The organism is Mycobacterium ahvazicum, assembly GCF_900176255.2.
Taxonomy (GTDB): Bacteria; Actinomycetota; Actinomycetes; order Mycobacteriales; family Mycobacteriaceae; genus Mycobacterium; species Mycobacterium ahvazicum.
Window position 1 is genome coordinate 180,326 of the sequence record NZ_FXEG02000003.1, and the last position, 25,739, is coordinate 206,064.

Consider the following 25,739-nt stretch of genomic DNA (forward strand, 5'->3'; position numbering starts at 1 on the left):
GACACCGATGTCGCGGGCTATTCCAGCTGGTCGCGCAGGGATGCCAAGGTATTCGCCAGAATGCGCGACACCTGCATCTGTGACACCCCGATTCGCTTCGCGATCTGGCTCTGCGTCATCGATTCGAAGAACCGCATGTGCAGCACGTCTTGTTCACGCTCGGGGAGCGCGGCGATCAGCGAGCGGACCGCTTCGCGGTTGGTGATGTGGTCGATCTGGGGGTCGACTGCACCGACCGCGTCGGCGACCAGACGACTCCGCCCGGATGCGTCGGCGCCGACCGGTGCGTCCAGGGACTCCAGCTGGTAGGCATCACCGGCAACAAGGCATTCGACGATCTCGTCGTGCGAGACCCCGAGCTCTTCCGACAGCTCGCGGGCCGTCGGTGCGCGACCTAGCCTCTGGACCAAATCTGCTGTCGCTCTGCTGATTTGGACATGAAGCTCACGCAGCCGGCGCGGCACCCGCATTCCCCAGCTGTAGTCGCGGAAGTGGCGCCGAACCTCGCCCATCATGGTGGGAATCGCGAAGCCGATGAAACTGGGCCCCTTGTCGGGGTCGAACCGGTTGATGGCGTTCATCAGGCCCAGCCGCGCGACTTGGGTCAGGTCGTCGAGACTCTCACCGCGTCGTCCGAAGTGACGAGCGACATGGTCAGCCAGCGGAAGACACCTGCTCACGATGCACTCGCGCTGACGGTGGTACTCATGCGACTCGGCTGGCAGGGTGCTCAACACCAGAAACATGTCGATGACGTCGTCGTAGGAATCGTCGTTGCGAGTGGTAGCCGGCCGGGTGGGCCTGGGTGCAGCAAGGACTTCGGTCATCTGCTCAACCCACCCCTCGCAACCACACGTGTGGAAACAGCCGTGCATAAACGGATGTGCATTGCGGTACTTCCTTACGAAGTCGCGTGCAGTGAGGATTCGCGGCATATGCCGACACCCCGCTGCAACCGTCCGGTGGACACGGATCGGTTGTTCGCAGCGCACGGGGCACCGAGGTAAGGGCCCGGAAGATGTCGATCGCCGGAGCCAGAGCCCAGCAGCCGTGCGGCTTGCTGACCGCTTTTAGCTAAACGGCGACGTGTCCAGAGCGGACTCAATTCCCGATCCTACGCCCCCTGAGCCCGGATCGGCGACCATCCGCCGGTACCGGCTGCTGAGCAACCTCGTCTGGCCCGAACCGGCACCGTCGACGGAGGTCAACACCGCACGCGTACTGTTCGGCAAATGTCGGTGTCCTGCGCCACCCGCGGCACCTCGGGGCATTGTCGGGAACACGCTGGTTGGAGGCGGTGCCCATGAAGAACCGGGATCTGCTGGCCGGACGCGGTGCGGTGGTGTCCGGCGGAAGCCGCGGGATTGGCCGCGCGGTCGTCGAACTGCTTGCCGACTTGGGCGCCGCAGTCGTGGTCAACGGCCGCGATGCCGATGCCGTGACCGAAACCGTCACGGCGGTCACAGCGAAGGGCGGTCGAGCGACCGCGATGATCGGACCCGCCGACGACGAGGCCGTCGCCACTGCGCTGGTGGACACTTGCCGTGACACGTTCGGACGGTTCGACATCCTGATCAACTGCGCCGGTATTGCCGAGCCGCCCGGCTCCTCGATCCTGGACATCTCGGCCGACGACTTCAATCGATTGTTGAGCGCCCATATCGGCACGGTCTTCCACACCTGTCGGGTCGCGGCTCGCGCGATGGTCGAGCAGGGGCACGGGACGATCGTCAACACCAGCTCGGTGGCCTTTCTCGGCGACTACGGGGGCACCGGCTACCCAGCGGGCAAGGGCGCCGTCAACGGCTTGACGGTGGCCATTGCCGCTGAACTCAAAGCCAAAGGCGTGCGGGCCAACGTGGTGTGCCCCGGCGCGCGGACGCGGCTTTCCACCGGAGACGACTATGAAAAGCACATCGCGGATTTGCACCGCCGCGGATTGCTCGACGACGTGACGATGCACGCCTCGCTGGATAGTGCCCCGCCCGCGTTTGTGGCACCGCTCTACGCGTATCTCGCCAGCGACCTGTCGCGCGACGTGACGGGTCAGATCCTTGTTGCCGCAGGCGGATTCGTCGGGCGGTTTGAGCGCCCAACCCCGTCCCTGCTCGGCTATCGCGACCACCATGACGCCGCGCCGTGGGGGATTGAGGACTTGCACAAGATGATTGGTGTGCGCGGCCCATTCCCCTGAACCGATTCGCGCGCACTTACGTGTCGGGCACGCAGGACCAGCAGGCGCAAACAACAGCGTGGTCGCCCGGGCGCCGGCAGCCGTGTCAGCTGGCTGCCGTCCTCGAAGGCGCGGTCCATGCCGACAACGTCGGTTAGAGGTCGGTAAGAGATTGAAGAACTGGAAGATGAAGCCGACGCGACGATGGCGAAACTGCGACTGCTGTTGGTCATTGAGACGCCCGATCTCGTCGCCGTCGAATTCGATCGAGCCGGAATCGGGGGAGTCCAGCGCGCCGAGCAGATGCAGCAACGTACTCTTGCCGGCACCGGACGGCCCGACCATCGAGACGAATTGGCCGCCCTCCTACCGCAGCCTGATCTCGTCGAGTGCGCGAACGGTTTGTCCGCCAATCCGGTATTCGCGCACCACATCTCGCAATTCGATGGTCAGCAGCTTGTGCTTGGGTGCATCGCAGGTATCGACTCGTCTGAACATGATCCTCCTGCGCCGCCGCACCTAAACAGCGCGCGTGTCTGCCGCTAACCCCACGGCGCCCAAGGCGCCGGGAGCCGGTTAACGAGACCCGATCGTGATGAGTTCATCCAGCGGCGAGGCCCGCGGACACGTCGCCGGTTGCCGCGTTGAATACCGCGGCGGTATGTCGTCAAAATTTAACCGAGTGCGCCTGGGTGAGAGGTAGCTGACCGCTGGTCAGCTACCTAAACTCCTAGAGGTTCGGGGGGTTTTCTGAGGTCACTAGTCGAGCAGGCGGCTATGGAACGACTGAGCGGGCTGGACGCGTTTTTTCTCTACTTGGAGACGCCGACCCAGCCATTGAATGTGTGCTGCGTGTTGGAGTTGGACACGTCGACAATGCCGGGGGGCTACACCTACGGCGGTTTCCGCGCCGCGCTCGCGAAGAGCATCGCGGCGGTGCCGGAATTCCGGATGAAACTCGCCGACAACCAGCTGAATTTCGATCACCCGGTGTGGGTGGACGACGACGATTTCCAGCTGGAGCACCATTTGCAGCACGTCGGTGTGCCGGCACCCGGTGGGCGCCGAGAGCTGGCCGAGATCTGCGGGTATATCGCGGGGCTGCCGCTGGACCGGGACCGACCGCTGTGGGAGATGTGGGTGCTGCAGGGCGGGGCGAACAGTGACGCGGTCGTGGTGATGCTGAAGGTTCATCACGCACTCGTCGACGGGGTCGCGGGCGCCAACTTGCTGGGCCACCTGTGCAGCGCGGAGCCCGATGCGCCGGCCCCGAGGGCGGCCACCGGTGCGGGCGGCGGTAACGCCCTGCAGATCGCGGTGAGCGGACTGCTCGGTTTTGCCCGCCGGCCATTGCGGTTGGCGACCGTGGTGCCCGCGACCATGCTGACGGTGGCGCAGACCGTGCTGCGGGCGCGCGAGGGCCGCACGATGGCTGCGCCGTTCTCGGCCCCGTCGTCCCCGCTCAACGGCTCCGTCACGCGTTACCGCAACATCGCCTACACCCAGCTGGACATGCGCGACGTCAAACGAGTCAAGGACCGCTTCGGGGTAACCGTCAACGACGTCGTTGTGGCGTTGTGCGCCGGGGTGTTGCGGCGTTTCCTGCTCGAGCGCGGTGAGCTGCCCGAGAACCCGCTGGTGGCCACCGTGCCGGTGTCGGTGCACGGCAAGTCCGATCGTCCCGGGCGCAACCAGACCACGTGGATGTTCTGCCGGGTGGAAAGCCAGATCAGCGATCCGGCCGAACGTATCCGCGCGATCGCCGCCGGAAACAAGGCCGCCAAAGAGCACACCGCGGCACTCGGTCCAACCCTGCTGCACGACTGGACACAGTTTGGCGGCCCGACGATGTTCGGTGCGGCGATGCGCCTGCTGCCGCGCATTCCGATCAACCGCAGTGCATTCAACCTGGTCCTGTCAAACGTGCCGGGGCCGCGGGACCAGCTGTATTTCCTGGGGTGCCGCGTCGCCACGATGTACCCGCTCGGGCCGATCATCGGCGACGCCGGACTCAACATCACCGTGATGTCGCTCAACGGAGAACTCGGCATCGGCCTGATCGGCTGCCCCGATCTGTTGCCCGACCTGTGGGGCATGGCCGACGCATTTCCCGATGCGCTCAAAGAGCTGCTGGAGTGCCAGGCCGACGACAGCTACTCGCCGGATGCGTGAGGCCGCGAGCACTCCGTCGGTTGCCGAGTCCCGGTAGCCGAGGCGGCGCTGGATTGCCCGGCTCGTTATTCGCGCCGTGCCAGCGCTCGCCGTCGCCGGGCTACGCTGGCTGCGAACCGCAGGAGGGTCTTTGACAATGGAACCGAACCAGCTCGACCCCGTCGCCAGCGAACGTCTGTCGCATGCGGGCAAGTTATGGACTTCCGATCTTTCGATCAACGAATTCGCACTGCTGCACGGCGCCGGATTCGAGCCGATGGAGCTCGTGATGGGGGTTTCCGTCTATCACGTCGGCTATCAGTTCACCGGCATCCGCCAGCAGTCGGAGTTGCCTGTGCTGACCGACGCGACCTACCGGGCGCGCTGGAACGCGATGTCGCGCATGCAGGCCGAGGCCGATGCGCTGGGCGCCGATGGCGTGGTGGGTGTGCGGCTCGATTGGCGTCATCAGGGCGAAGGCGAACACCTCGAATTCATCGCGGTCGGAACCGCCGTGCGATATGCCGCCAAGCCGGGAGCGTTTCGCAGGCCCAACGGGCAGGCCTTCAGCAGCCACCTGTCCGGCCAGGATCTGACCACCCTGCTGCGCTCCGGGTTCGCACCGGTCGCATTCGTGATGGGCAACTGCGTGTTTCACATCGCCGTACAAGGCTTTCTGCGGACGCTCAGCCAGGTCGGGCGCAACGCCGAGATGCCGCAGTGGACGCAGGGCAGCTATCAGGCCCGGGAGCTGGCCATGTCGCGCATGCAGAGCGAGGCCGAGCGCGACGGCGCAAACGGCGTCGTGGGAGTGCATTTCGCCATCTCGAACTACGCCTGGGGGCATCACACCGTCGAGTTCTACGTGGCCGGCACCGCGGTTCGGCGCACCAGTGAGCCGCAGACCATCACACCCTCGTTCGTGCTGCCGATGAGTGATTGATGACGAGTTACGACCCTGAGCGCGCCAGCCGCGCGATCGGATCAGCCTTGGCCGGCCCCGGCGGAGTCGGACAAGTGATCAGGGTGTTTTGCGGCGTTCCCGGCGTCATTCTGACGCCGGCGCGGCGCGGCCTTTTCCGGTCCGCACCGGAGCGAGTGCAGATCGGCGAATGGCGCTACGAAGTCACTGCCGATGGTCGACTGAGCGCCGGTCACGTCGTCAACGGCATTGTGTTGGCCGAAGAAATCCTGGCTGCCGGCATCGTCGGCCCGCATATCGCCCGCGCGCTGGGGCAGCTGGTGGGCCACTACGGTCCGACCATCATTCCCAACGTCGACGCGGCCGTTGAGGTTCTCGAGGCCGCACCCCGCTACTGAGTCGATAACTCCGATGCAGGCCCCGGGGGCGGGCCGGGGTGATGCGATGCCGCGGGCGTCGGCGACTGCGAGGTCGACGGTGCAGTCGAATGCACCGGTGCCGGTGTCGCCGTCGGCGGGTGTCCCGGCCCCGGTGTCGATCCCGGCGCCGGTGACGGAGTCGGGGGAGTAGCCGCGGCAATGCGGTTCGCGCTGAAATCGGCTGCCTGGTCGATCATCCCGATCTGCTGGTACTGCCTATGCGCCGAGAAGTCACCCGAGCCCGCGCAGATGGGATCGTTCGGGACACACATCTCAATGGCTTTGGGCGCGTACAGCGGGCCGATTGTCACCGCCGGCTGGTTGATCATGCTCATGAACTGGCTCGCCGGCTTTCCGAACAGCGCTACGGCGGCAACGTGGTTGGCGACTTCGGCCGGCATGGGCTGCAGGTCCTGCCCGATGCGGGCACCTTCCGGCACCTGGTTAGCAGTGACGAACCCCATTACGGCCGCGCCCTGCGAGTATCCGCCGAGCACCATTTGGGTCTTAGGACACGCCGCCGCCGTCTGTTCGATGTGAGCGCCCGCGTCGCTTATGCCGTCGACGGCTCTAGGGAAGCTCATGGTCGCGGGGTAGTCGACCGGATACACGGCAAGCGACTTCGAGCCAAGTCGCGCGCGCAGCGCATCGACGAAATTCTCCCCGACATCGCCCAGTCCGGGCGCCTCGTCGGTTCCTCGGGCGAACACGACCTCGACATCGGGGCACGGTTCGGCGGACACAGCGGGAGTGGGGGCAGTCAGCAGCGCCGCCCACGTGGACGTTGTAGCGGCACAAAGCAAAACGGGGAGGGCGTACGCCTTCACGCGTTGATTTTGTCACATTTTCGCCGCCAGCGCCTGCTCATTTTCGTATCTGCCGGTAAGTCGCCCGCGCCGGGCCGGGCACTAGTGAAGTCGTTGTCGCGCAGTTACTTTGGTGTGTCCTGATCACCTTTATGCCGGTGCAGAAAAGCGCTGCCCGCACGCAGCACGCCACGAAACGCGTAGCCGGCCGCCACCACGCACAGCAGGATCAGCAGGATGAACATCGGCAACCAGTTGCCCCGGCTGTGGTCGACGCCCCACCAGACGATTGTGAAGAGCACCGCGCACAACATCACCACCACATCGCGCCAGTTGCCCTGGTACGACATCGCGGCCCGGCGCAATGCACGGCTCCGGTTCGCTGCGTCGACCAAGTCGTCAACCCTGGCATCGATCGAGCGGCGCAGCGCATCGCGTCTCTCGCTGGCCTCGGGTGGCAGGCGATCCAGCAGATCCATGTCCTGCTGGATCAATTGCCGATAGTCGGGACCCCGGAATTGCACGGCCGCCAGCGCCAGTAAGACACCGCCGAAAGCCGGTGCGCTGTCCAACGCGAGCTGTCCAAGTCCGACCATGGTCACTCCTCTTTGAGTGGCTGATCCCGGATCAGGACGCCGCCGATGGCCGCCGCCGCGCGCGCGGCTCAGGAGTCCGCAGCGGGTCCATCGCCTGGGCGATTTGCGGGTAGGCGATCGCCGGTCCGATCCAGCGGACCAGGTAGCGCCGAAGATCCGCGCCGCTGCGGGCGGGCCGGCCGGGGTCTGCGAGGAACGAGTGCAGCAGCCGAAGGGTGAACTCGTTCAACTCGTCCAGGCCCGCGTCGTCGAAACCGTGCTGCTCCCAATCGATATCGAAGCGGTGCAGCATCGATCGCCCGAAGGCCAGCGCGGTATCCGACACGATGGAAATCGCCTGACCTCCGCGGTGGCGCCGGTTCAGCACCAACTCCAGCTGATTGTCGGAAGCCAGCTGCTCGACGCAGAACGCAAAACTCTCTGTCACCGCCAGGACGGGATCGGTGATGCCTTTGAGGTGAGCCGCCAGATGATCGAGGAAGCCGTCTGCCGATCGCATCGCGCTCGCCACCAGCAATGCCTGAGTCCCGGGGAAGTACCGGTACACGGTTTGCCGGGTCACACCCAGAGCTCGGGCGACATCGGCGATCCGCATCGCCGAGCCGCGCTCGTCGATGATCTTGTCCGCCGCGTCCAGGATTCGCTCGATCGCTTCCTCATCGGAGGCGGGCGTGTTCCCGGCCCAACCGTGACTGCGCATAGCTAGCGAGCGGCAAACATGTTGTCGGTGCTCATCACCGCTAGATCATATCGTCGCAGCTAGACGATCGTTGCTGACGCGCTCAGCCGACCCGCCAACCAATGACAAGACACTATCGGCGGTGTGTATGCTCACTCCTAATCGGGAGGCCTGAAACATGCAGTACGACACCGTGATCATGAATGGACGCTGGTTCGACGGAACCGGCGCGCCGTCGGCTGTTCGCAACATCGGGGTGCGCGACGGCCGCGTCGCCACCATCACCGGCGAGGCGCTGGACACGACCGGCGCCGATGTCATCGACGCAACGGGACAGTGGGTGATCCCCGGGATCATCGACATCCATACCCACTACGACATCGAAACACTCTGTGAACCAGCGCTTTCCGAGTCACTGAGACACGGTGTCACCACCGTGCTGCTGGGCTCCTGCTCGCTGTCCACGGTGTACCTGGACAACGTCGACGCGGGCGACATCTTCGGCCGCGTCGAGGCGATTCCGCGCCGCTACGTCATCGAGCAGCTCGACAAGGCCCGGTCGTGGCGCAGCCCGAAGGAGTATGTAGCCGCCCTCGAGGAGCTGAACCTGGGCCCCAACGTGGCCGCGTTCATCGGCCATTCCGATATGCGGGCCGCGACGATGGGGCTCGACCGGGCGACCCGCAAGGACATCCGGCCGTCGGCGGGCGAACTGGCGCGGATGGAGTCGATGCTGACCGAGGCGCTCGACGAGGGTTTCGTCGGGATGTCCTCTCAGCAATTGCTCTTCGACAAGCTCGACGGTGAGGTGTGCAGGTCGCGCACCCTGCCGTCGACCTACGCCACGCCACGCGAACTGCGTCGGCTCAACGCTATTCTGCGGCGGCGCAACAAGATCCTGCAGTCCGGTCCCGACATCAAGAATCCGCTGTCGATCTTCTCCCAGCTGGCGACCTCGCTCGGGGTGGGCCGCCGTCGCCTCAAAACCAGTCTGCTGTCGGCCGCCGACGTGAAGGCCTTGCCACCGGTCATCTACCTGATGGAAGCCGCGGCGCGGGTCGTTAATCGACTCGGCGGTGACTTTCGGTGGCAACATCTGCCGGTGCCGTTCGAAGTGTATGCCGACGGGATTTCGCTGGTGATCTTCGAAGAATTCGGCTCCGGCGCCGCCGCGCTGCATCTGCAGGACGAGCTTGCCCGCAACGAGCTGATCCGCGACGAGGACTACCGGCGCCAGTTCCGCAAGGACTACGACCAGAAATACGGACCGCGCGTGTGGCACCGTGACTTCTTCGACGCCGACATCGTGGCGTGCCCCAACGAATCGGTGGTGGGCAAGTCTTTCGGGCAGGTTGGGCTGGATCGCGGCGGCCTGCACCCGGTCGACGCGTTCCTCGATCTGGTGCTCGAGCACGGCGAGGCGCTGCGCTGGCGTACCACGATTTCCAACCACCGGCCCGAATTGCTCAGGAAGCTGGCGCAAAGCGCATGCGTCCAGATGGGGTTCTCGGACGCGGGCGCGCACCTGCGCAACATGGCGTTCTACAACTCCGGCCTGCGGCTGTTGCGCCAGGTGAACGACGCCGCGAAGCGCGGCACACCGTTCCTGTCGGTCGAGCGGGCAGTGCACCGGCTCACCGGCGAGCTCGGAGCCTGGTACGGGATCGACGCGGGCACCTTGCGTGAAGGCGACCGGGCGGACATCGTGGTGATCGACCCGGACAAGCTCGACGAATCGCTGGATGCGTATGCCGAGCAACCGGTCGAGTCCTACGGCGGGCTGTCGCGCATGGTGAACCGCAACGACGACACCGTCACGCACGTGTTCGTGTCCGGGCAATCCGTGTTCAACGCGGGACAGGCCTCGCCGGTGCTGGGCAAGCAGCGGTTCGGCCAGTTCCTGCGGGCCGGCGAGCCGGCCCGGACGCTGACACCGGTGGGCCTGAACAGTCAATCCACTTGTGCGGCAGGCTCATCAGGCAACTGAGGCTCCCAGGATGAGGTTGACCGCCTCGTCGAGTTGCCCGGCGATCTCCTCGTAGCTGACGAATCGCGCCGTCATCAGCGCGCCGGCGAACGTCATCTGGAGGGTGGTTTTCACGGCGCGCGGCCAGCCCGGGCCCAGCGCGGCGGCGATCCGCTTGGACACTTCTTCGCCGATCTGTTCGCGCAGCGGCGCAACGGCCGGATCGTCGGCCATCAAGGCCGTTCCGCAGGCGGCACTCAGCTCGGGCTCGTCGGCCACGGCCACCGCCATGTCCCGCAGTGTCGCGCTCACCCTGGTCTTGGTGGTGTTGTTGACGTCGGTATGCAGCGGCAGCGCACGCAGAAAGCGCAGATAGACGGCCGCCACCAGAGCGCTTTTCGACGGGAAGTAGGTGTAGGCGCTGGCCGGCGACACCCCGGCCCGCGCCGCGACGGCCCGCATCGTCAGGTTGGCGTACGACGATTCGCGCAGTTCGGCCAGGCCGGCGTCGAGGACCTTGCGGATCGTCTGTCCTGGCCGGCGATCCGAGCGGCGCGCACCTGCGGCACCGTCCGCCGACCGGGCGGCAGGCGCCACTTCTCTAGACACCCGTCCACTGTAGAAAACGGCCACCCCCGGCCCACCACCGCGTCCCAGGACGGTTAAACGTCCCGGTACTGCGTCGACGGCGTCTGTTTCGCCTCGATCGGTGGATACGCGAGCGCCGACCCGTAGCGTCAAACGCAGACAGTTGTCCAGAACTTTCGACTCTGCGGTTCGCGTGCCGTAGGAGTCGTAAGGTGACGGCTGTGACCCGGGAGGACCAGCGCCGTTGGGACGAGCGGTACACGAGTAAGGAACCGGCGTCCGGCGCGGCGGTCGGGCCTCCTGCTGCCTTCGCCACCTATGCGGATATTTTCCCGACAACCGGGCGGGCGCTCGACGTCGCCTGCGGCCGGGGGCTCGCCAGCGTCTGGCTGGCGCAGCGGGGCCTGCAGGTCGTCGGGTTCGACGTCTCCGCGGTCGGCATTGGCCAAGCCCGGGAACTGGCCCGGCACAGCGGAGTTGACGCACGCTGCCGTTTCGATGTTGTGGACCTCGACGACGGGCTGCCGGACGGCCCACCCGTCGACGTCATCGTCTGCCACAGATTCCGCGACCGGCGCCTCGACCAGGCGCTCATCGATCGCCTGGCGCCGGGCGGCCTGCTGGCCACGGCGGCGCTCAGCGAAGTCGGGGCCGAACCGGGACCGTTTCGCGCGGCTCCGGGCGAGCTAGCGTCGGCCTTCGGCGCACTGGGCGTCATCGCCGCAGGCGAGAGCCAGGGCCTAGCCTGGCTGCTGGCCCGGGCTTGAGCCCCGCGAATCACCCCTGCGCGCGGCTGGATCGCCGGCGATGTTCGACCCGCCGGGTCGGTGTCGCGGTGCGGTGCGGCGCCCCCGAGTCGGTGCGCGCGGTATTGGCTTTCGCGGATCGAGTGCCACCCTGACGGCGGCGGTGGCCGCCCTCGTTCGGTCGGTGCTGCCGGGGCGGGCGCGATGGCGCAGCGGCGGGCGCCGGCGCCTGGTAGGGCGCGACCTCGCCGACGAGCGCTTGCACCGCCTCCGATGTCGCGGTCACCTGCTGAGGGGCGACTTTGATACCGGCCTTGCGCATCAATGTCTGCGTGTCATGTCGCTGCTCGGGCAACACCACGGTGACGACGTCACCGGCGCTGCCGGCCCGTGCCGTGCGCCCGGACCTGTGCAGATAGGACTTGTGCTCGGCGGGCGGGTCGATGTGCACGACGAGTTCGACCTCGTCGACGTGCACGCCGCGGGCGGCGATATCGGTTGCTACCAGCACCCGGGCGCCACCGGAGGCGAACATCGCCAGGTTGCGCTCGCGGGCGGGCTGAGACAGGTTGCCGTGCAGGTCGACTGACGGAACTCCCGATTCGGTGAGCTGCTTGGCGAGCTTGCGGGCCTGATGCTTGGTGCGCATGAACAGAATCCGGCGCCCGGTGCCGGACGCGAGCCGGTGCACGACTTCCTTCTTGGCTTCGGCGTTGGCGACGTGGAACACGTGATGGGTCATCGCGGATACCGGCGAGTCGGCACTGTCGACGGCGTGTGACACCTCATCGCGGAGGAACCGCTTGACGAGCTTGTCCACGCCGTTGTCCAGGGTCGCCGAAAACAGCATCCGCTGGCCGCCGTTGGGCGTCGCGGCCAGAATTCGGGTGACGCCGGGCAGGAAGCCGAGATCGGCCATGTGATCGGCTTCGTCGATCACAGTGATCTCGACCGCCTCGAGGCTGATCAGCCGTTGCTTCATCAGATCCTCGAGCCGGCCCGGGCAGGCCACCACGATGTCGGCGCCGGCCCTCAGCGCGCTCACCTGACGAGATTGCGAAACGCCGCCGAAGATCGTCGTGACGCGCAGACCGCATGCGGTTGCCAGCGGTTCCAGCGTCGCGGTGATCTGGCTCGCCAGCTCACGGGTCGGCGCGAGCACCAAACCCGATGGCCGCGAGGGGCGCCGGTTTCCGTCGGAGAGTCGGCTGACCAACGGGATCGAGAAGGCAAGGGTCTTGCCGCTGCCGGTCTTCCCGCGGCCCAGCACGTCCCTGCCGGCCAGCGTGTCCGGAAGGGTTTCGACCTGAATCGGAAATGGATGTTCGATGCCGCGCTTGGCGAGTGCGCCGACGATCGGTCGTGGCACGCCGAGATCGGCAAATGTTTTGTCGGTAGTCACTTTTCGGTGCCTTTCAGGCATCGGTGCCGAGCCGGCGACGAGTACATCGTGCGGCCATCAGCACTATGGTGGCGAGATTGCCGGTCGGCAAAATCGATCGCCGCGAGACAAGCTAGTGCGGATGCACGTCATCTGGATGCGGTGTTGGGCTCAGACTTTGAGCTGGCACCGGAGGATGAGGAAGCGTTCCACGACGTCGTCGGTATTCGAGGTAGATGAGACCAACGTTGTTCACAGCCTAGCGCACGCGACGAAAAAGACGACGCTGGAGGGTTGTGATGTTCGTCGCTGCACGTGTGGTCAGGCTTCCAGCCGGGCCCGGACTGCCGCCAGTCGCTCGGCCAGCTCGACTTCACCGATGACGCCGCGGGCCACCAGCGAGTGCGCCAGGGCGACCAGCCGGTTTTCCGGGTAGGGCAGGTCGGCGTAGATCGTCGCCGACAGCGCGTCCTCTTCGTTGCGGCGTTCGACGAAGTTGAGTACCTCTGAGCCACAAGCACTTTGGTCAAGTGCGTCGCAGATGCCGTCCAGGCTGGTCTTCCAGGGCGGCACCGGATTTTCGACGCCGTACTTCGCGGCCATTCGGGCCCATATCTGGTTGCGTTCAACAATTTTCGCCAACGGCGCGATCGTGGACGGGTCGGAACTGTTCACCTGGCCACCCGCGGTGATCAGTCGCTGACCGGATGGGTGGCGGGCCGTGTCGCGGTGATCGCGTTCGTCGTCACCCCCGCCTTGGGCAGCGCGACGCCGATCAGACAATCGCGAGTAAGGATCTCGACCAGCTGGTCCTCGGTCCAGCCGTCGGTTCCTTCGGGGCGTACGGGCATCACCATGAAACGATGTTTCTGATTGGAATCCTCCACCCGGATCTCGACGTCCTCGGAAAGATAGAGCCCGAACTCCGCGAGTACCTGGCGCGGCCAGCGCACGATGCGCCGCCGGAAGTTGGGTGTGCGGTACCACTCGGGCGAATTGCCCAGGATCGGACGGGGATAACACGAACACAGCGTGCACACGATCACGTGGTGCAGCACGGGCGTGTCTACAAGAACGTGAAACGCCGTGAAATCGCTGGGCGTTCCGAACCCCGTCGGTTGCAGCCAGTCGACGCCGACTTCCTTGCTGGCTGCGAGCGGGTCGGCAACGACCAAGTCTTTGAACGCTGGCTGAAGCCACGCCCTAGCCACCAGGCGCGCGGCGGGCGTGGGACCGATCTGTTCGGCGTACTCGGTCATCAGCCGGTGTTCGGCCGCGGTGAAAATCCCTTTCTCGATACACAATTCGCGAAGGGCGATCTCAAGGACCTCGAAGTCGGTGATCTCGTCCACCATCGGCGCGGCGGTGCGATCGTGATCGTGATCGGTCATGCCGATGCCCTCTCGGATCCGGCCGCTTCGAGCCATCGCTCGGGGATCTCGGTTTGCAGGGTGTCGTTGCTGGGACCGGTGTAGGCATGCCAAAGTTCGGCGAGGTTGAACCGAACGATGTAGAACCACTCGGGTTTTTGATCGGGGCCGGCCCAGGTCTCGTCTTCGGCGGCGGGGCTTTCATAGGTGACGGCGGCGATTTCACCCGTCGCGCCCCGCACATACTCCTGGGTTCGGGTATAGAGCAGAATGGGCAGCTCCTTCACCACGATCCGGTCTCCGACCCGAAACTTCGGCTCGCCGGCCTGACCGGCGAATATCTGCGGGTCGCCAGTGCCGACGGCGCGAAGGTGGTGTTCGTTGCGTTCGACCTTGGCGGGATCGCCCTCGAATTTGGGCTTGGCCTCCAATGCCTTGCCCTGCAGACCCCCTTCGTATCGGGCCTTCACCTCGATCATGCGCTCGGCTAATTCGCTGAGCCCGATGTGGTGTTTCTCGACCAGCACGCGCACGACGGCGAGCAGCCAGCGCACGTAATAAGGGAGACCAAGATAGATCGCGCGGCCCAGGTCGACATTGCCCATCCGCCGCCGCTCCTCCGACAACCAGATACCGCGCCAGCCGAGAACCTCGCACATGATGTAGGTGTTCTCTTCCCAGATCTCGTACTGCTTGTTCTCGTATTCGATCGGGGCATCCGGCTCGCCGCCGACGTCGTGCGGTGTCTTGACGTACGCGGCGAAACGATCGTGATCGATCAGATCGGGGGTGGGTGCGTCGGGGAGTTCCGGGTAAGAGGACTTGAGCCTGGCGACTAGATCCAGGCGCTCCGCGCGGTCATAAGGAGTCGCCATATCGGCTCCATTCATGCGTCGCGATCTAGGCCTGTGCACAGCCCGGTGCGCACCCAATACAGCTCACTCCACTCGTCAAGATCACGCAACCGCAAAACCAATTGCGCGCAGGGTAATGTCGAACCGATGGAGCGTCGCGTCCTCGAAGCGATCATCTACGAACGCGAGCCGCCGATCGCGCGGATCATTCTGAATCGGGTCGACAAGGCCAATACCAAGGATGCCGTGCTCGTCACCGAAGTCGACAATTGCCTGCACGAGGCGGACCGCGACAGCGAGATCAAGGTCGTCATCCTCAAAGCCAACGGCAAGGGGTTCTGCGGCGGCCACGTCGCCCGCTGGGGGCCGGACGAAAACCCCTATCCCGATTTCGGAAACACCTTCGAGGACCTGTACAAAGGGACCGCCGATCTATTTCTGTGGCCCACGCTGTATTTGTGGGAATTCCCGAAGCCGACGATCTCGCAGATTCACGGCTATTGCATGGGCGGCGGAATCTACCTCGGGCTGCTGACCGACTTCTGCGTGGCGTCCGATGACGCGTATTTCCAGATGCCGCTTGCCCAAAGCCTCGGAGAACCCGGCGGCCACACCATGATTGAGCCGTGGTTGCTGATGAACTGGCATCGCACCATGGACTGGCTGTTGCTGGCGCCGACGCTGTCCGCCCAGCAGGCTCTCGAGTGGGGGCTGCTGAACAGGGTGGTGCCGCGCGACGACCTCGAGGACACGGTCGAGGAGATGGCGCGCAAAATCGCCCAAATCCCTTTGACCACACTGATGGCGGTGAAGAACAACGTCAAGCGCGCATGGGAACTGATGGGCATGCGGGTGCACCTTCAGGTCAGCCACATCCTGACCAACATGGTCGGCGCCGCGACCGACGTCCAGGCACGCCGAGCCGAACTGATGCAATCAGGCATGAAGCCACGCGATTTCGTCGACCGCGACGACAAGAATTCCTAGCGGCTTTGCTCGCCGGCGATTTTGCGCCCGGCCGCATGCCGTGCCGCGACGTAACCGAACACCATCGAGCTGGCAATGCTCGCGCCCGCACCCGGATACGTGCGGCCCATTACCGTCGCGGTGGTGTTGCCCGTCGCGTACAGGCCGTCGATCACCTGGTCCTGCTGATCCAGCACTTGGGCGTGCTCGTTGGTGATCACACCGCCACATGTTCCGACATCGGATGGCAGAACACGCGTCGCGTAAAACGGCGCACGGTCGAGCGGCCCGATCGCGGCGTTCGGTCGATATCCCGGATCACCGAGACAGTCGTTGTAGGCGGACTGCCCACGTCCGAAGTCGGGATCCAATCCCTTGGCGGAGAAACGGTTGAACCGTTCGATGGTGCGCGACAACTCATCGGCCGGCAGGTCGATCTGGCGGGCCAGGTCGGCGATCGTGGCGCCGCGTTTGACGGCGCCTTTCTCGATCAGCTCGGGCGGCAGGTGCTGGTTGCGTTTCAGCGGATTGGAGCTGGTGACATAACGACGCACGTATCCGTCGTCGAAGATCATCCAGCAGGGGACCGCCTTGTTGGCGTACATCGCCTTGCCCACTTCGACGTAGGAGTTCGATTCGTTGCAGAACCGACGGCCGGTCGAATCGACGTAGATGGCGCCGGGACGCTGCCGTCCCGAGCCCAGAGATGCGGCGACTGCTCCTCCGTTTGCGATGAAAACCGAAGGAAGCCACCATGCTTCGTCCAGCAGATCGGTCTTGGCGCCGAGCCGCATTGCCGTTTCCAGCACTTCGCCGGTGTCACCGGCGTTGGCGATCGACCACTGGCCTTCATTGGGTTGGTCGCCGCTGTACCGGCGGCGCATCTCCTTGTTGTGGCCGAAGCCGCCGGCGGCCAGCAGAACTCCCTTGCGCGCCTCGATGTTCAGCGCGACGCCGTCCCGGTTGACGCGAGCGCCGACGACCCGGCCGTCCTCGACGATCAGGTCTTCCATCGCGGTGCCCGTCCACAGTGGCGGTTGATTACCGCCCAGGTCGATCAGCACCTTGAGCATCTGCGCGATCAGCGAGGCGCCGTTGGTGAGGATCTGTGCGCGCCTTGCACGCGCCGCGGCGGTGCGCAGGAACACCTTGGTGGCGACCGCGAATGCGCGGGGCGCACGGTTGAAGTACTGAACCGAACGAAGCTCGTTGGTGAGTACCACGTACCCGTAACTCTTGGCCAGCGGCGGCTGAACCTTGTCGTACCAGCTGCCGAGTTCGGCGGCGTCGAACGGGATTCCCTCGACGGCGCGGCCGGACTCGTTGCCGCCCTTGTGATTCGGGTAGTAGTCGCTCCAGCCGGCACAGCGGATCAACCGAACGCCTTTGCGGCTGAGAAAATTGATCATCTCGTAGCCCGCGGTCAGGAACATCTCCCGGCGCGCCGGCGAGGAAGCCGGACCGATATCGCCGACCACGTCGGCCAGATAGGCCAGGCCGTCTTCGTGCGAATCGGCGATGCCGTCGGCACGCATCAACGGATTGTTGGGCAGCCAGACAATCCCGCCGGAAAGCCCGGTCGATCCGCCAACCAGAGCCTGCTTTTCGACGATCAGGGGTTCCAGTCCGCTGTCCAGCGCCGCCAGGCCCGCCACCATGCCGCCCCCGCCGCTGCCCGCGATCAGCAGGTCCACCGAGCGGTCCCACTGCGTGGTCATGAGCTGAACCCGAGATCGGCGATTGGGACGTCGATCGTGGTGTTGGTCTTCTGGATCGCGGGAACCAGCGCGTCGTGGGGTAGGCCGGCGAGGAACCCGTCGATTACCCGCTCGAAGTTCGAGATCAACCCTTCGATCTGGTCGGACAGCCGCATGAACTCAAAGCCCTTGGAATGCAATCCTTTTTGCTGGCGCGGCAAGTTGGAGAAGTCCTGGGCGGGAATCGGCGGCCAGCGCGGGTCGTCGGGTGCCATGGGTTCCGGTGGGGTGGGCTTGCCGGTGACCTGGTCCGGCGGGATCCGCGTCAGCGACCAGATCTCGAACAGGGTCTCCTCGGGCCCCAACGGCCTGATCCGGTACGACGAGGCGCTGCTGTATTGCGGCAGCAAAAAGTAGTGGGGGAAAGCGAAATTGATTGCCTCGGTGATGCCGCGCCGCTCCAACTCGTTGAGATCGGGCATATCGCAGCCCCGCGCCCGATGCCAGCCGACGATGGCGTCGTTGAGTGTCCTGCGCCAGGTGACCATGGCCTCGGCGGGATCAACCGGCAGGTCGATGTTCTGCAAGCCCTCGGCGATCCGGACGTCGTTCTCATGCGTCATGCCCGCCATGCCTTCGCCGAGCGTCCGCATGAAATACAGGTTGGTCTGTGCCAGGCCGGGCTTCGCGGTGGTGGTGGGCATGCTCGACGGCAGCAGTTGCGGGTGCGTCTGCGGAACGTGGTAACCCTCCATGAATGCCGCCGTCGCCAATTTCCAGTTCACCGGAAGTCGGCAGGATTGCCACCACTCGGTGCGCAGCGTTTCCACCTGCCATGCGTCATAGATCGACGCGAACGGTTCGATGCACTCCCGCAACGCCGGCGCACCGTTGTCGAGGTTGATCCACGCGCAACCACCCCAGAGCTCACAGCGGACCGGCACGAGTGCGAGGTCATCTCGGCGCATGTTGTTCGCGGCGAACGCCTCGGGCCGCAGTACGAAGGTGTTGCGGCCGTCTAAGCCCCAGCACCAGCCGTGAAACGGACACACGAAGGTACGCCGATTCCCGTTGCCTTCCACCAGCTTTACCCCGCGATGGCGGCAGGCGTTGTGATAAGCCCGCACCGTCTCGCCGTCGACCCGGACCACGATGATCGACTCGTCGAGAATCTCGTACTCGACGTAGTCGCCGGGCTTGGGTATCTCCTCGAGCCGGCAGGCCATCTGCCACACTCGGGGCCACAACATCTCGGCCTCCAGCGCGTAGAAATCCGCGTCGTAGTAGCGCTGCTTGGGAATTCGATCGACGGCCGCCACCGCCCATGGCACCGGTAACGCCGTCCAGTTCGCGCGTCTCGAACCTGCTTCTACAGCCATCTCGTCATCCCTTGTGTCAGCGTCACACGATTCGTGATGCCCGCCCCTGCCAGTAACGCTCGCGAATGCGCCTTTTGTAGAGCTTTCCGTTCGGATCGCGAGGCAATTCCGGGTCGAATTCGACTGTGCGCGGGCACTTGTAGCCGGCCAGGTGGGCCCGGCAATACGCGATCAGCTCTGCCTCCAGGTCAGGCCCGGCGTCCACGTCGGCAACGGGCTGCACGACGGCCTTGACCTCTTCGCCGAACTCGTCGTTGGGAACGCCGAAGACTGCGGCATCAACCAGCTTGGGATGCATCACCAGAAGGTTCTCCGCCTCCTGCGGGTAGATGTTCACCCCGCCGGAGACAATCGTGAACGTCGACCGATCGGTCAAGTACATGTACCCGTCCTCGTCGACGTATCCCATGTCCCCCAAGGAGCGCCAGCCGCGGTCGTTGTACACCGACACGGTCTTGACGGGATCCTTGAAGTACTCGAATTCGGGTCCACCTTCGAAGTAAAGCTCTCCAGCCTGGCCGATGGGAAGCTCTTGACCGTCGTCGCCGACCACATGCCCCGGGGCCATCGGGATCCCGACCGAGCCGGGATGGGCAAGCCACTCCTCGGGGCCGATCACGGTACCCGCGAATCCTTCTGTGCCGCCGTAGTATTCGTGAATGATCGGCCCAAGCCAATCCATCATCTGGTGCTTGACGTCCACCGGGCAGGGGGAGGCGGCATGGATGACGCAGCGCAGGCTGGAGACGTCGTAGCCGCGCCGCACCGCCTCGGGCAGTTTGAGCATCCGGACGAACATCGTCGGAACGAACTGGGCGTGCGTCACCCGGTGTGTCTCGATCAGTCGCAAGACCGCCTCGGGGTCGAACTTTTTCATGATGATCGACGCCGCACCCACCCGGCTGGCCGCCATCGTGTAGTTCACGCCGGCGGCGTGATACAGCGGCGCCGGGGACAGGTACACACTCGATTGGTCCATGCCGTACTTGTGGATCAGTGCCAGCTCGAGCACCGACTGCGCCCAGGAGCCGTTGCCGTCAACCGGCAGCGGCCGGCGGACCGCCTTGGGCCGGCCCGTGGTTCCCGACGAGTAGAGCATCTCGGATCCGTCCGACAACGGTGGGCCGGCACCCGCCGCCGCCAGCGCGTCCTCGTATCGGGTCCAACCGGGCAGCTCGCCGCCGACGCCGATGTGGACGCCGACCGTTGGGTTGACATCGCCTACGTGGGACGCGATTTCGGGCATCGACGCGTCGACGAACACCGCCTTGGCATCCGAGTCGCCGATCACGTAGGCAACCTCGTCGGGCGTGAAATGGGTGTTGACGGCGGTGTAGTAGAGCCCGGAAAGCTGGCACCCCCAGGTGATTTCGAAGAACTCCGGTCGATTCGGCAACACCAGGGCCACACCGTCGCCGCGCCGCAACCCCGCATCGTGTAGCGCCGCGGCGACCCGTCGGCTGCGCTCGTAGAGCTCGCCGAACGAGATCACGCCGCCGTCGGCAATCAAAGCCGGCGACTGTGCGTGCGCGATCGCGTGGTCGGCGATGTTCACCAGCGGGCCTACGTCGCCGCGGCGCCGTCGGTCTGTGCGGCGGCCGCGGCCTGACGCCGCGCGTGTTCGGACGGCAGCACCTTGTCCTTGAAGACGGTCTGGATCAGCTGCTGTACGTCCTTGCTGATCGAGGCGAGTGCGACGAGATCGTTGGAGCTCTGCCAGTGCACCCGCATGCCCATCAGCTCCCAGGCCCGCTTCAGATTGGCCTTGGTGAGCATCAACGTCGTCAGCGGCGCCTGGGCGATGTGGCGGGCGATCGCGTCCACCCGATCGTCGAGATCCTCGCGCTTGACCACTTCGTTGACCAGGCCGACCTCCAGCGCCTTGCGCGCGTCGATCACCTCAGCGGTGAACAGGTAGTAGGCCGCACGGCGCCAGTTCATGAACACCCAAGGCTCGATCGAACATTCACCCGACGGCATGCCGAACCCCTGCAGCGGCGGGTAAGAGAAGTAGGCGTCGTCGGAGGCGATGACGATGTCGGTGGTCAGGCCCATGTGCGTCCCGCCGCCCACGCAGTAGCCGTGGACCTGCGCGATGGTGGGCTTGGAGAACTCCCACAGGTTCAGGGTCGGCTTGACGAACAGATCCGACTGCGCCTTCCACGGGTGGCCCGTCACCATCGCGTTCTCCACGAACGACGGGTAGTCGACGGCATTGTTGCCGATCGCATGCCCGGAGCAGAAACCCTTGCCGTTGGCCTTGAGCACCAGGACCTTGATGTCGTAGTCGCGGTCGGCGTCCAGTAGTGCGGCGTCGACCTCTTCGGCCAGCTTCTGGTCCTGCGCATTGGCCTTCTCTGGCCAGTTGAGGATGATCTTCGCGATCGGTCCATTCTTCTGGTAGATGATGCGTTCGCGAGTCTCGTTGAGGTCCATATGCTTTGCCCTTCCGTTATGACGAGATGACGCCGATTTCGGCGCCGATGTCGTAGATGGTCCCGACCTGGCCCGTCCACTGGACGGTGCCGGATGCTCCCGCTTCGATTTCCTGCTCCACCTTCTCGGTGGCGATCACGTAGATCGGTGTGCCCGCCTCGACGTGCTCGCCGGCGCCGACCAGCAGCCCGGTGAGTTCGGCTTCGGACACCGCAACCGATACCCGGGGGATGCGAATAACGAAGTCAGCCATGCGCATTCGCCTTCGCAACCGTGCGCTGGGCCGCTTCGACGATTCCGGTCGCCGACGGGTACACCTGCGCCTCGAGCGCGGCGGCGGCCGGGTTGGGCACGAACCGCGCGCCTACCCGCTCCACGGGTGCGGCGAGCTCGCCGAACAACTCCGATTGCAGGATCGCGGCGATCTCTGCCCCGGGGCCGGCGAATTGCACTGCGTCGTGGACGATTACGGCCCTGCGGGTACGCCGCACGGACTCGACGATGGTGTCGACGTCGAGCGGCACCAGGGTGCGCAGGTCGACGACCTCGGCGCTGACGTCGTGGTCGGCGAGGGTAGTCGCTGCCGCGAGGCACTCGTGCACACTGCGGCCGTAGCCGATCAGACTCACATCGGTGCCCGGCCGCTTGATGTCGGCCTGGCCCAGGGGAATCGAGAACCCGGGATCAACGGGAACCGGCCCCTTTTTGCCCTGCAGCCGGATCGTCTCGACGAACAGGCACGGGTCGGGGTCGAAGATCGCCGAGGCCAGCAGGCCTTTACCGTCTCGCGGGGTGGACGGCACGATCACCTTCATCCCCGGGATGTGCATGAACCACGCCTCCAGACTCTGCGAATGCGTGGCGCCGGTGGCCAGCCCCGCATAGACCTGGGTGCGAATGGTGATCGGCGCCGTGGTGCGGCCGGCGGTCATGAACCGCAGCTTGGCGGCGTTGTTGATCAGCTGGTCGGCGGCGATGCCGATGAAGTCCATGATCATGATTTCGGCCACCGGCAACAGTCCGTCGATCGCGGCGCCGATCGCCGCACCGACGATCGCGGCCTCCGAGATCGGCGTGTCCAACACCCGGTCGTTCCCGTATTTCGTCGACAACCCCGCCGTCGGTCCGGACGCACCGGGATCCGCAATGTCCTCACCCAGCAGGAACACTCGGTCGTCGGCCTGCAGCGCCTGATCCAGCGCGAGGTTCAGCGCCTCGCGCATCGTCATCTCTTTTTCATCCATGTCTTTACACCGGGAACTTGATCGCAGTTGCGTACACGTCGCGGTCGAGTTCGTCGGCCGTGGGGGACTCCGCACTCATCACCGTCTGCAGGGCGGCTTCCACTGCGGCCAGCGCTTCGTTGTCAATGCGCGCGAGCTCCTGCTCGTCGGCGATGCCGGCGTCGGCGAGATGCCTCCGGAAGCGCGGCACCGGATCGGCGGCCATCGCCGCTTCCAGTTGTTCCTTCGGGATGTAGGGCATTCGATCGCCGAAATAGTGGCCCCGGAAGCGGAATGTCACGCACTCGATGAAGGTGGGGCCCTCGCCGCCGCGCGCCCGCCGCAGTGCCTCGTCCAGCGCGGCGCGCACCGCGAGCGGGTCGTTGCCGTCGACCCGAACGCCCGGCATTCCGTATCCGGCGGCCCGGTCGGCGACCCGCTCGAGCTTCATCGTGTCGTGCGTCGGCGTCATTTCGGCGTACTGGTTGTTCTGGCAGACGAACACCATCGGCAGATCCCAGAGCGCGGCCATGTTGGCTGCCTCGTGAAAGGACCCCGTATTGGTGGCGCCGTCGCCAAAGCTGACCACGGTGACGCGATCGAGCCCCTTGCGTTTGGCGGCCATCGCCAGCCCCACGGCCACCGGCGGTCCCGCACCGACGATACCGGTCGAAAGCATCACTCCCACCTCGGGTTTGGCGATGTGCATGGTTCCGCCCTTGCCGCGACCGGCACCGACCGTGCGTCCCATCATCTCGCCGTAGATCTCCTCGAGCGGGACACCTTTGCCGATCAGATCGTGCAGCCCGCGGTAGGTGGTCACCAGCTGGTCGTCGGGCCGCAGCGCGATACCCATCGCGGCGGCGATCGCCTCCTGGCCACGCGACGGCCAGTACACGCACATGAACTCGCCGGTGCCGATGCCCTTGGACAGCCGGTCGTCGGCCGCCTTCATCAGCACCATCAAGGCGTAGAGGCGGTTGACGTCGCGGGATTCGGTAGCGGTCATCGCGTTGTTCCGTTGTGGTGCAGTCTGATTGGTGCGAGCACCGTCATGCGCCCGACCATGGCTTGACCTTGAGGAAGCCGCCGCCGTCGACGCGCAACTGCTGTCCGGTGATATAGCGCGCGGCGTCGGAGGCGAGGAACAGCACCGCCTCGCTGATGTCCTCGGGTTCGACATAGGGGATAGGCATCGCCTGGACGAACGGGAAAATCGGTTCGGCGTCCTCGCGCGTCGGCTCTTTCAAGTCGGGCCGAAAGGCGCGATACATCGGCGGGCTGTGCAACATGTCGGTGTTGACGTTGGTCGGATGTACCGCGTTCATCCGGATGGAGAACGGTGCCAGCGCCCGTGCGAAGTCGTTAACATAGTGCGCCGCAGCCAGTTTCGCGAAAGCATAGCCAGCACCGCCGGGACCGCCGTCGATGCCGGTGGTGTTCATCGACGACATGAATGCCGCGTTGGAACCGATCACGATGATCGACGCGCCGGCCTGTAAGTGTTTGAGGCTCGCGTGTACGAGATTGAGCACGCCGACCAGATCCACGTCCACGGCGTCGGCGAACGCCTTCGGGGGCAGACCCGCGGTGAGCGGGCAGATACCCGCGTTGGCGACCACGATGTCGAGGTGCCCGAGTTCGGCGACACCCTCATCGATCGCAGCGGACAAGGCCACCCGGTCGCGGACGTCGGCGATCGCGGTGAACGCGCGCTGTCCCTCCTTTTCGACCAGCCGTGCTGTCTCGTCCAGATCCTCCGGCCGGGCCAACGGGTACTCGTTCGTGTCGATGTCCTCGCACAGATCGACCGCGATGATGTCGGCACCTTCGGCGGCCAGCATCCGCGCATGCGATCGTCCCTGACCCCGCGCGGCGCCGCTGATCACGGCGACCTTGCCCGTTACCCTGCCCATCGCTGATCCTTTGTCCCGGTGGCTACTTCCAACGACCCGAGTTGGGGCCCGCGTGGCGGCTCGTTACCAACGATCGGCTCCATCGCATCTTCTCCACGTAAACCTGCACGTGGCAGTGGCCGGGCTATCAATATCCCTTAGAGTAACTAGAATATCTAAAATAGCAAGAACAGACGGAGACGAGGGGGTTGGCGATGTCAGGCGTTCTGCAAGGGGTGCGAGTCGTCGAGTTGGCGTCCTGGACATATGTCCCCTCGGCCGGAGCGGCGCTGGCCGACTGGGGCGCGGACGTCATCAAGGTCGAGGGCGTGGCGTTCGGCGATCCCGGCCGCGCGCTGGTCGTCGGCGGCTTCACCCGCCAAGCGGCCCGCCCGGATGCCGACTTCATCCTCGAGTTGGGCAACCGCGGCAAGCGCAGCATCGGCATCGACATCAAATCCGAGACGGGCCGCGAATTGTTCGGCCGTCTGTTGGCCACTGCGGATGTATTCCTGACGAATTGGCTGCCCGGCGCACTGGAGCGCGCGCGGCTTACGGTCGACGACATTCGCGCGTTCAACCCGAAGATCATCATCGCGCGGGGCACCGGCCTCGGGGTCCGCGGCCCGGACCGCGATCGCGGCGGCTTCGATGCGGCCACCTACCTGGCGCGCGGCGGGGTCGCCTATACCCTGACCCCGTTCGGGATCGATACGCCGGCGGTTCAGGGCCCCGGCTTCGGGGACCTGCAAGGCGGGGCCACGCTGGCCGGTGGCGTGTGCGCGGCGCTGTTCCACCGGGAACGCACCGGCGAGCCGACAATCGTCGACTCCTCCCTCCTGGCCCAGGCGATGTGGTCCATCGCGCCGTCAATCTGTGCCGCCGATTTCTTTGATATCGACGGAATTCCCGGGGCCCCACCGGGATTGGCCATCAATCCGCTGGTGAACCGCTACCAGACCAAGGACGGCAGATGGATCCAGCTGGTCTTCCTGCAACCCGACAAATTCTGGGCCGGCTTCTGTGAGCGCATCGGACTTGCGGAGTTGGCCACCGACGAGCGCTTCGTGCCGTCGAGCAATCTGATCGCGAACGCGGCCGCGGCGACCGAGATCGTCGCGAAGACTTTCGCCGGCCAGGACCTCGCGCACTGGCAGCAGGTGCTCGCAAGCGAACCGGGCGTGTGGGGCGCACTTGCCACACCGAGGGAGACACTCAACGACCCGCAAGTGGAACCCAACGGTTACGTGGTGACAAACGTCGACGATTACGGCGAGGAATATCGAATCGTCGCTGCGCCGGTCCAATTCAACGAAACGCCCCCACTTCCGGCGCGGGCTCCAGAACATGGTCAGCACACCGAGGAGATTCTGCTCGAGCTCGGCGTCGAGTGGGACGACATCGCAAAAGCGAAGGATCTCAACTCGATCCTCTGATACCGGCGGACCACGCCACCGGCCCGACAGTTGACAAACGGCTCCTATCCGAGGGA

At 65.3% G+C, this 25,739-nt stretch carries 24 protein-coding genes and 2 pseudogenes; 8 read left to right on the plus strand and 18 right to left on the minus strand.

Annotated features, from left to right (window positions below; all coding sequences use genetic code 11):
- Nucleotides 1–17: 17 nt before the first annotated feature.
- A complete protein-coding gene (locus MAAFP003_RS13465; RefSeq protein ID WP_096287643.1) occupies nt 18–827 on the minus strand; it encodes a SigB/SigF/SigG family RNA polymerase sigma factor in 810 nt (269 codons plus the stop codon).
- 476 nt (nt 828–1,303) lie between these two features.
- Here MAAFP003_RS13465 and MAAFP003_RS13470 point away from each other — a divergent pair, with 476 nt between their 5' ends.
- The gene (locus tag MAAFP003_RS13470) at nt 1,304–2,194 is read left to right on the plus strand and encodes an SDR family NAD(P)-dependent oxidoreductase (RefSeq protein WP_096287645.1); all 891 of its coding nucleotides are present in this window, start codon (nt 1,304–1,306) and stop codon (nt 2,192–2,194) included.
- A 138-nt stretch (nt 2,195–2,332) separates the two neighbouring features.
- Here MAAFP003_RS13470 and MAAFP003_RS13475 read toward each other — a convergent pair.
- Nucleotides 2,333–2,626, minus strand: a pseudogene (locus MAAFP003_RS13475) (ATP-binding cassette domain-containing protein); the annotation flags it as partial.
- A 324-nt stretch (nt 2,627–2,950) separates the two neighbouring features.
- Here MAAFP003_RS13475 and MAAFP003_RS13480 point away from each other — a divergent pair.
- From MAAFP003_RS13480 to MAAFP003_RS13490, 3 genes are all read left to right on the plus strand, one after another.
- Entirely contained in the window at nt 2,951–4,345 is a 1,395-nt protein-coding gene (locus tag MAAFP003_RS13480; protein ID WP_096287647.1) for a WS/DGAT/MGAT family O-acyltransferase, read from the plus strand.
- Nucleotides 4,346–4,481: 136 nt separating this feature from the next.
- Complete coding sequence (locus MAAFP003_RS13485) at nt 4,482–5,267, plus strand: heavy metal-binding domain-containing protein (protein WP_096287649.1); 786 nt, start codon at nt 4,482–4,484, stop codon at nt 5,265–5,267.
- Nucleotides 5,267–5,644, plus strand: coding sequence for a DUF5073 family protein (locus MAAFP003_RS13490; RefSeq protein WP_096287651.1), 378 nt, complete (start codon nt 5,267–5,269; stop codon nt 5,642–5,644). The genes MAAFP003_RS13485 and MAAFP003_RS13490 overlap by 1 nt, the downstream gene beginning before the upstream one ends.
- A gap of 179 nt (nt 5,645–5,823) precedes the next feature.
- Here MAAFP003_RS13490 and MAAFP003_RS13495 read toward each other — a convergent pair.
- The 3 genes and pseudogenes from MAAFP003_RS13495 to MAAFP003_RS13505 all read right to left on the minus strand — a co-directional run.
- A pseudogene (locus MAAFP003_RS13495) lies at nt 5,824–6,492 on the minus strand (cutinase family protein); the annotation flags it as partial.
- Between the two features lie 104 nt (nt 6,493–6,596).
- Nucleotides 6,597–7,067 (minus strand): hypothetical protein, encoded by a 471-nt coding sequence (locus MAAFP003_RS13500; protein WP_096287653.1) that lies wholly within the window; start codon nt 7,065–7,067, stop codon nt 6,597–6,599.
- A gap of 31 nt (nt 7,068–7,098) precedes the next feature.
- Nucleotides 7,099–7,767 (minus strand): TetR/AcrR family transcriptional regulator, encoded by a 669-nt coding sequence (locus MAAFP003_RS13505; RefSeq protein WP_096287654.1) that lies wholly within the window; start codon nt 7,765–7,767, stop codon nt 7,099–7,101.
- Between the two features lie 157 nt (nt 7,768–7,924).
- On the opposite strand from MAAFP003_RS13505, the gene MAAFP003_RS13510 reads away from it, so the two are divergent.
- Nucleotides 7,925–9,733 carry an N-acyl-D-amino-acid deacylase family protein gene (locus tag MAAFP003_RS13510; RefSeq protein ID WP_096287656.1) on the plus strand — a complete coding sequence of 603 codons (1,809 nt, stop codon included), beginning with the start codon at nt 7,925–7,927 and terminating at the stop codon, nt 9,731–9,733.
- Here the strand turns inward: MAAFP003_RS13510 and MAAFP003_RS13515 are convergent.
- The gene (locus MAAFP003_RS13515) at nt 9,722–10,321 is read right to left on the minus strand and encodes a TetR/AcrR family transcriptional regulator (RefSeq protein ID WP_096291131.1); all 600 of its coding nucleotides are present in this window, start codon (nt 10,319–10,321) and stop codon (nt 9,722–9,724) included. The genes MAAFP003_RS13510 and MAAFP003_RS13515 overlap by 12 nt on opposite strands.
- 200 nt (nt 10,322–10,521) lie before the next feature.
- Here MAAFP003_RS13515 and MAAFP003_RS13520 point away from each other — a divergent pair, with 200 nt between their 5' ends.
- Entirely contained in the window at nt 10,522–11,067 is a 546-nt protein-coding gene (locus MAAFP003_RS13520) for a class I SAM-dependent methyltransferase (protein WP_096291132.1), read from the plus strand.
- A gap of 10 nt (nt 11,068–11,077) precedes the next feature.
- On the opposite strand, the gene MAAFP003_RS13525 is transcribed toward MAAFP003_RS13520, so the two are convergent.
- The 4 genes from MAAFP003_RS13525 to MAAFP003_RS13545 form a co-directional block, all read right to left on the minus strand.
- Nucleotides 11,078–12,448 (minus strand): DEAD/DEAH box helicase, encoded by a 1,371-nt coding sequence (locus tag MAAFP003_RS13525; protein WP_096287658.1) that lies wholly within the window; start codon nt 12,446–12,448, stop codon nt 11,078–11,080.
- A gap of 300 nt (nt 12,449–12,748) precedes the next feature.
- Nucleotides 12,749–13,030: a thiocyanate hydrolase gene (locus MAAFP003_RS13535; protein ID WP_096291133.1), complete on the minus strand. Its 282-nt coding sequence runs from the start codon at nt 13,028–13,030 to the stop codon at nt 12,749–12,751.
- A gap of 89 nt (nt 13,031–13,119) precedes the next feature.
- The gene (scnC, locus tag MAAFP003_RS13540) at nt 13,120–13,818 is read right to left on the minus strand and encodes a thiocyanate hydrolase subunit gamma (RefSeq protein ID WP_096287660.1); all 699 of its coding nucleotides are present in this window, start codon (nt 13,816–13,818) and stop codon (nt 13,120–13,122) included.
- A complete protein-coding gene (locus MAAFP003_RS13545) occupies nt 13,815–14,672 on the minus strand; it encodes an SH3-like domain-containing protein (protein ID WP_096287662.1) in 858 nt (285 codons plus the stop codon). The genes scnC and MAAFP003_RS13545 overlap by 4 nt, the downstream gene beginning before the upstream one ends.
- 126 nt (nt 14,673–14,798) lie before the next feature.
- Here MAAFP003_RS13545 and MAAFP003_RS13550 point away from each other — a divergent pair, with 126 nt between their 5' ends.
- Entirely contained in the window at nt 14,799–15,638 is an 840-nt protein-coding gene (locus MAAFP003_RS13550) for an enoyl-CoA hydratase-related protein (RefSeq protein ID WP_096287664.1), read from the plus strand.
- On the opposite strand, the gene MAAFP003_RS13555 is transcribed toward MAAFP003_RS13550, so the two are convergent.
- Genes MAAFP003_RS13555 through MAAFP003_RS13590 form a run of 8 tightly spaced genes read right to left on the minus strand, consistent with a single transcriptional unit; the run spans nt 15,635 to nt 24,268 of the window.
- Entirely contained in the window at nt 15,635–17,335 is a 1,701-nt protein-coding gene (locus MAAFP003_RS13555; protein WP_096287666.1) for an FAD-binding protein, read from the minus strand. The two genes, MAAFP003_RS13550 and MAAFP003_RS13555, sit on opposite strands and share 4 nt — an antisense overlap.
- On the minus strand, nt 17,332–18,693 hold the full coding sequence (locus MAAFP003_RS13560; protein ID WP_096287668.1) for an aromatic ring-hydroxylating oxygenase subunit alpha: 1,362 nt from the start codon (nt 18,691–18,693) through the stop codon (nt 17,332–17,334). Before MAAFP003_RS13560 ends, MAAFP003_RS13555 begins: the two co-directional genes overlap by 4 nt.
- Before the next feature lie 22 nt (nt 18,694–18,715).
- Nucleotides 18,716–20,248, minus strand: coding sequence for an acyl-CoA synthetase (locus tag MAAFP003_RS13565; RefSeq protein ID WP_096287670.1), 1,533 nt, complete (start codon nt 20,246–20,248; stop codon nt 18,716–18,718).
- Nucleotides 20,249–20,256: 8 nt separating this feature from the next.
- Nucleotides 20,257–21,129, minus strand: a complete 873-nt coding sequence (locus MAAFP003_RS13570; protein WP_096287672.1) for an enoyl-CoA hydratase-related protein — start codon at nt 21,127–21,129, stop codon at nt 20,257–20,259.
- Nucleotides 21,130–21,145: 16 nt separating this feature from the next.
- Entirely contained in the window at nt 21,146–21,382 is a 237-nt protein-coding gene (locus tag MAAFP003_RS13575) for a biotin/lipoyl-containing protein (protein WP_096291134.1), read from the minus strand.
- The gene (locus MAAFP003_RS13580; protein ID WP_096287674.1) at nt 21,375–22,373 is read right to left on the minus strand and encodes an alpha-ketoacid dehydrogenase subunit beta; all 999 of its coding nucleotides are present in this window, start codon (nt 22,371–22,373) and stop codon (nt 21,375–21,377) included. The genes MAAFP003_RS13575 and MAAFP003_RS13580 overlap by 8 nt, the downstream gene beginning before the upstream one ends.
- Before the next feature lie 4 nt (nt 22,374–22,377).
- A complete protein-coding gene (locus tag MAAFP003_RS13585) occupies nt 22,378–23,361 on the minus strand; it encodes a thiamine pyrophosphate-dependent dehydrogenase E1 component subunit alpha (protein ID WP_096287676.1) in 984 nt (327 codons plus the stop codon).
- A 43-nt stretch (nt 23,362–23,404) separates the two neighbouring features.
- Nucleotides 23,405–24,268 (minus strand): mycofactocin-coupled SDR family oxidoreductase, encoded by an 864-nt coding sequence (locus tag MAAFP003_RS13590; RefSeq protein ID WP_096287678.1) that lies wholly within the window; start codon nt 24,266–24,268, stop codon nt 23,405–23,407.
- 194 nt (nt 24,269–24,462) lie between these two features.
- On the opposite strand from MAAFP003_RS13590, the gene MAAFP003_RS13595 reads away from it, so the two are divergent.
- Nucleotides 24,463–25,683, plus strand: coding sequence for a CaiB/BaiF CoA transferase family protein (locus MAAFP003_RS13595; RefSeq protein WP_096287680.1), 1,221 nt, complete (start codon nt 24,463–24,465; stop codon nt 25,681–25,683).
- The last annotated feature ends 56 nt before the right edge of the window (nt 25,684–25,739 follow it).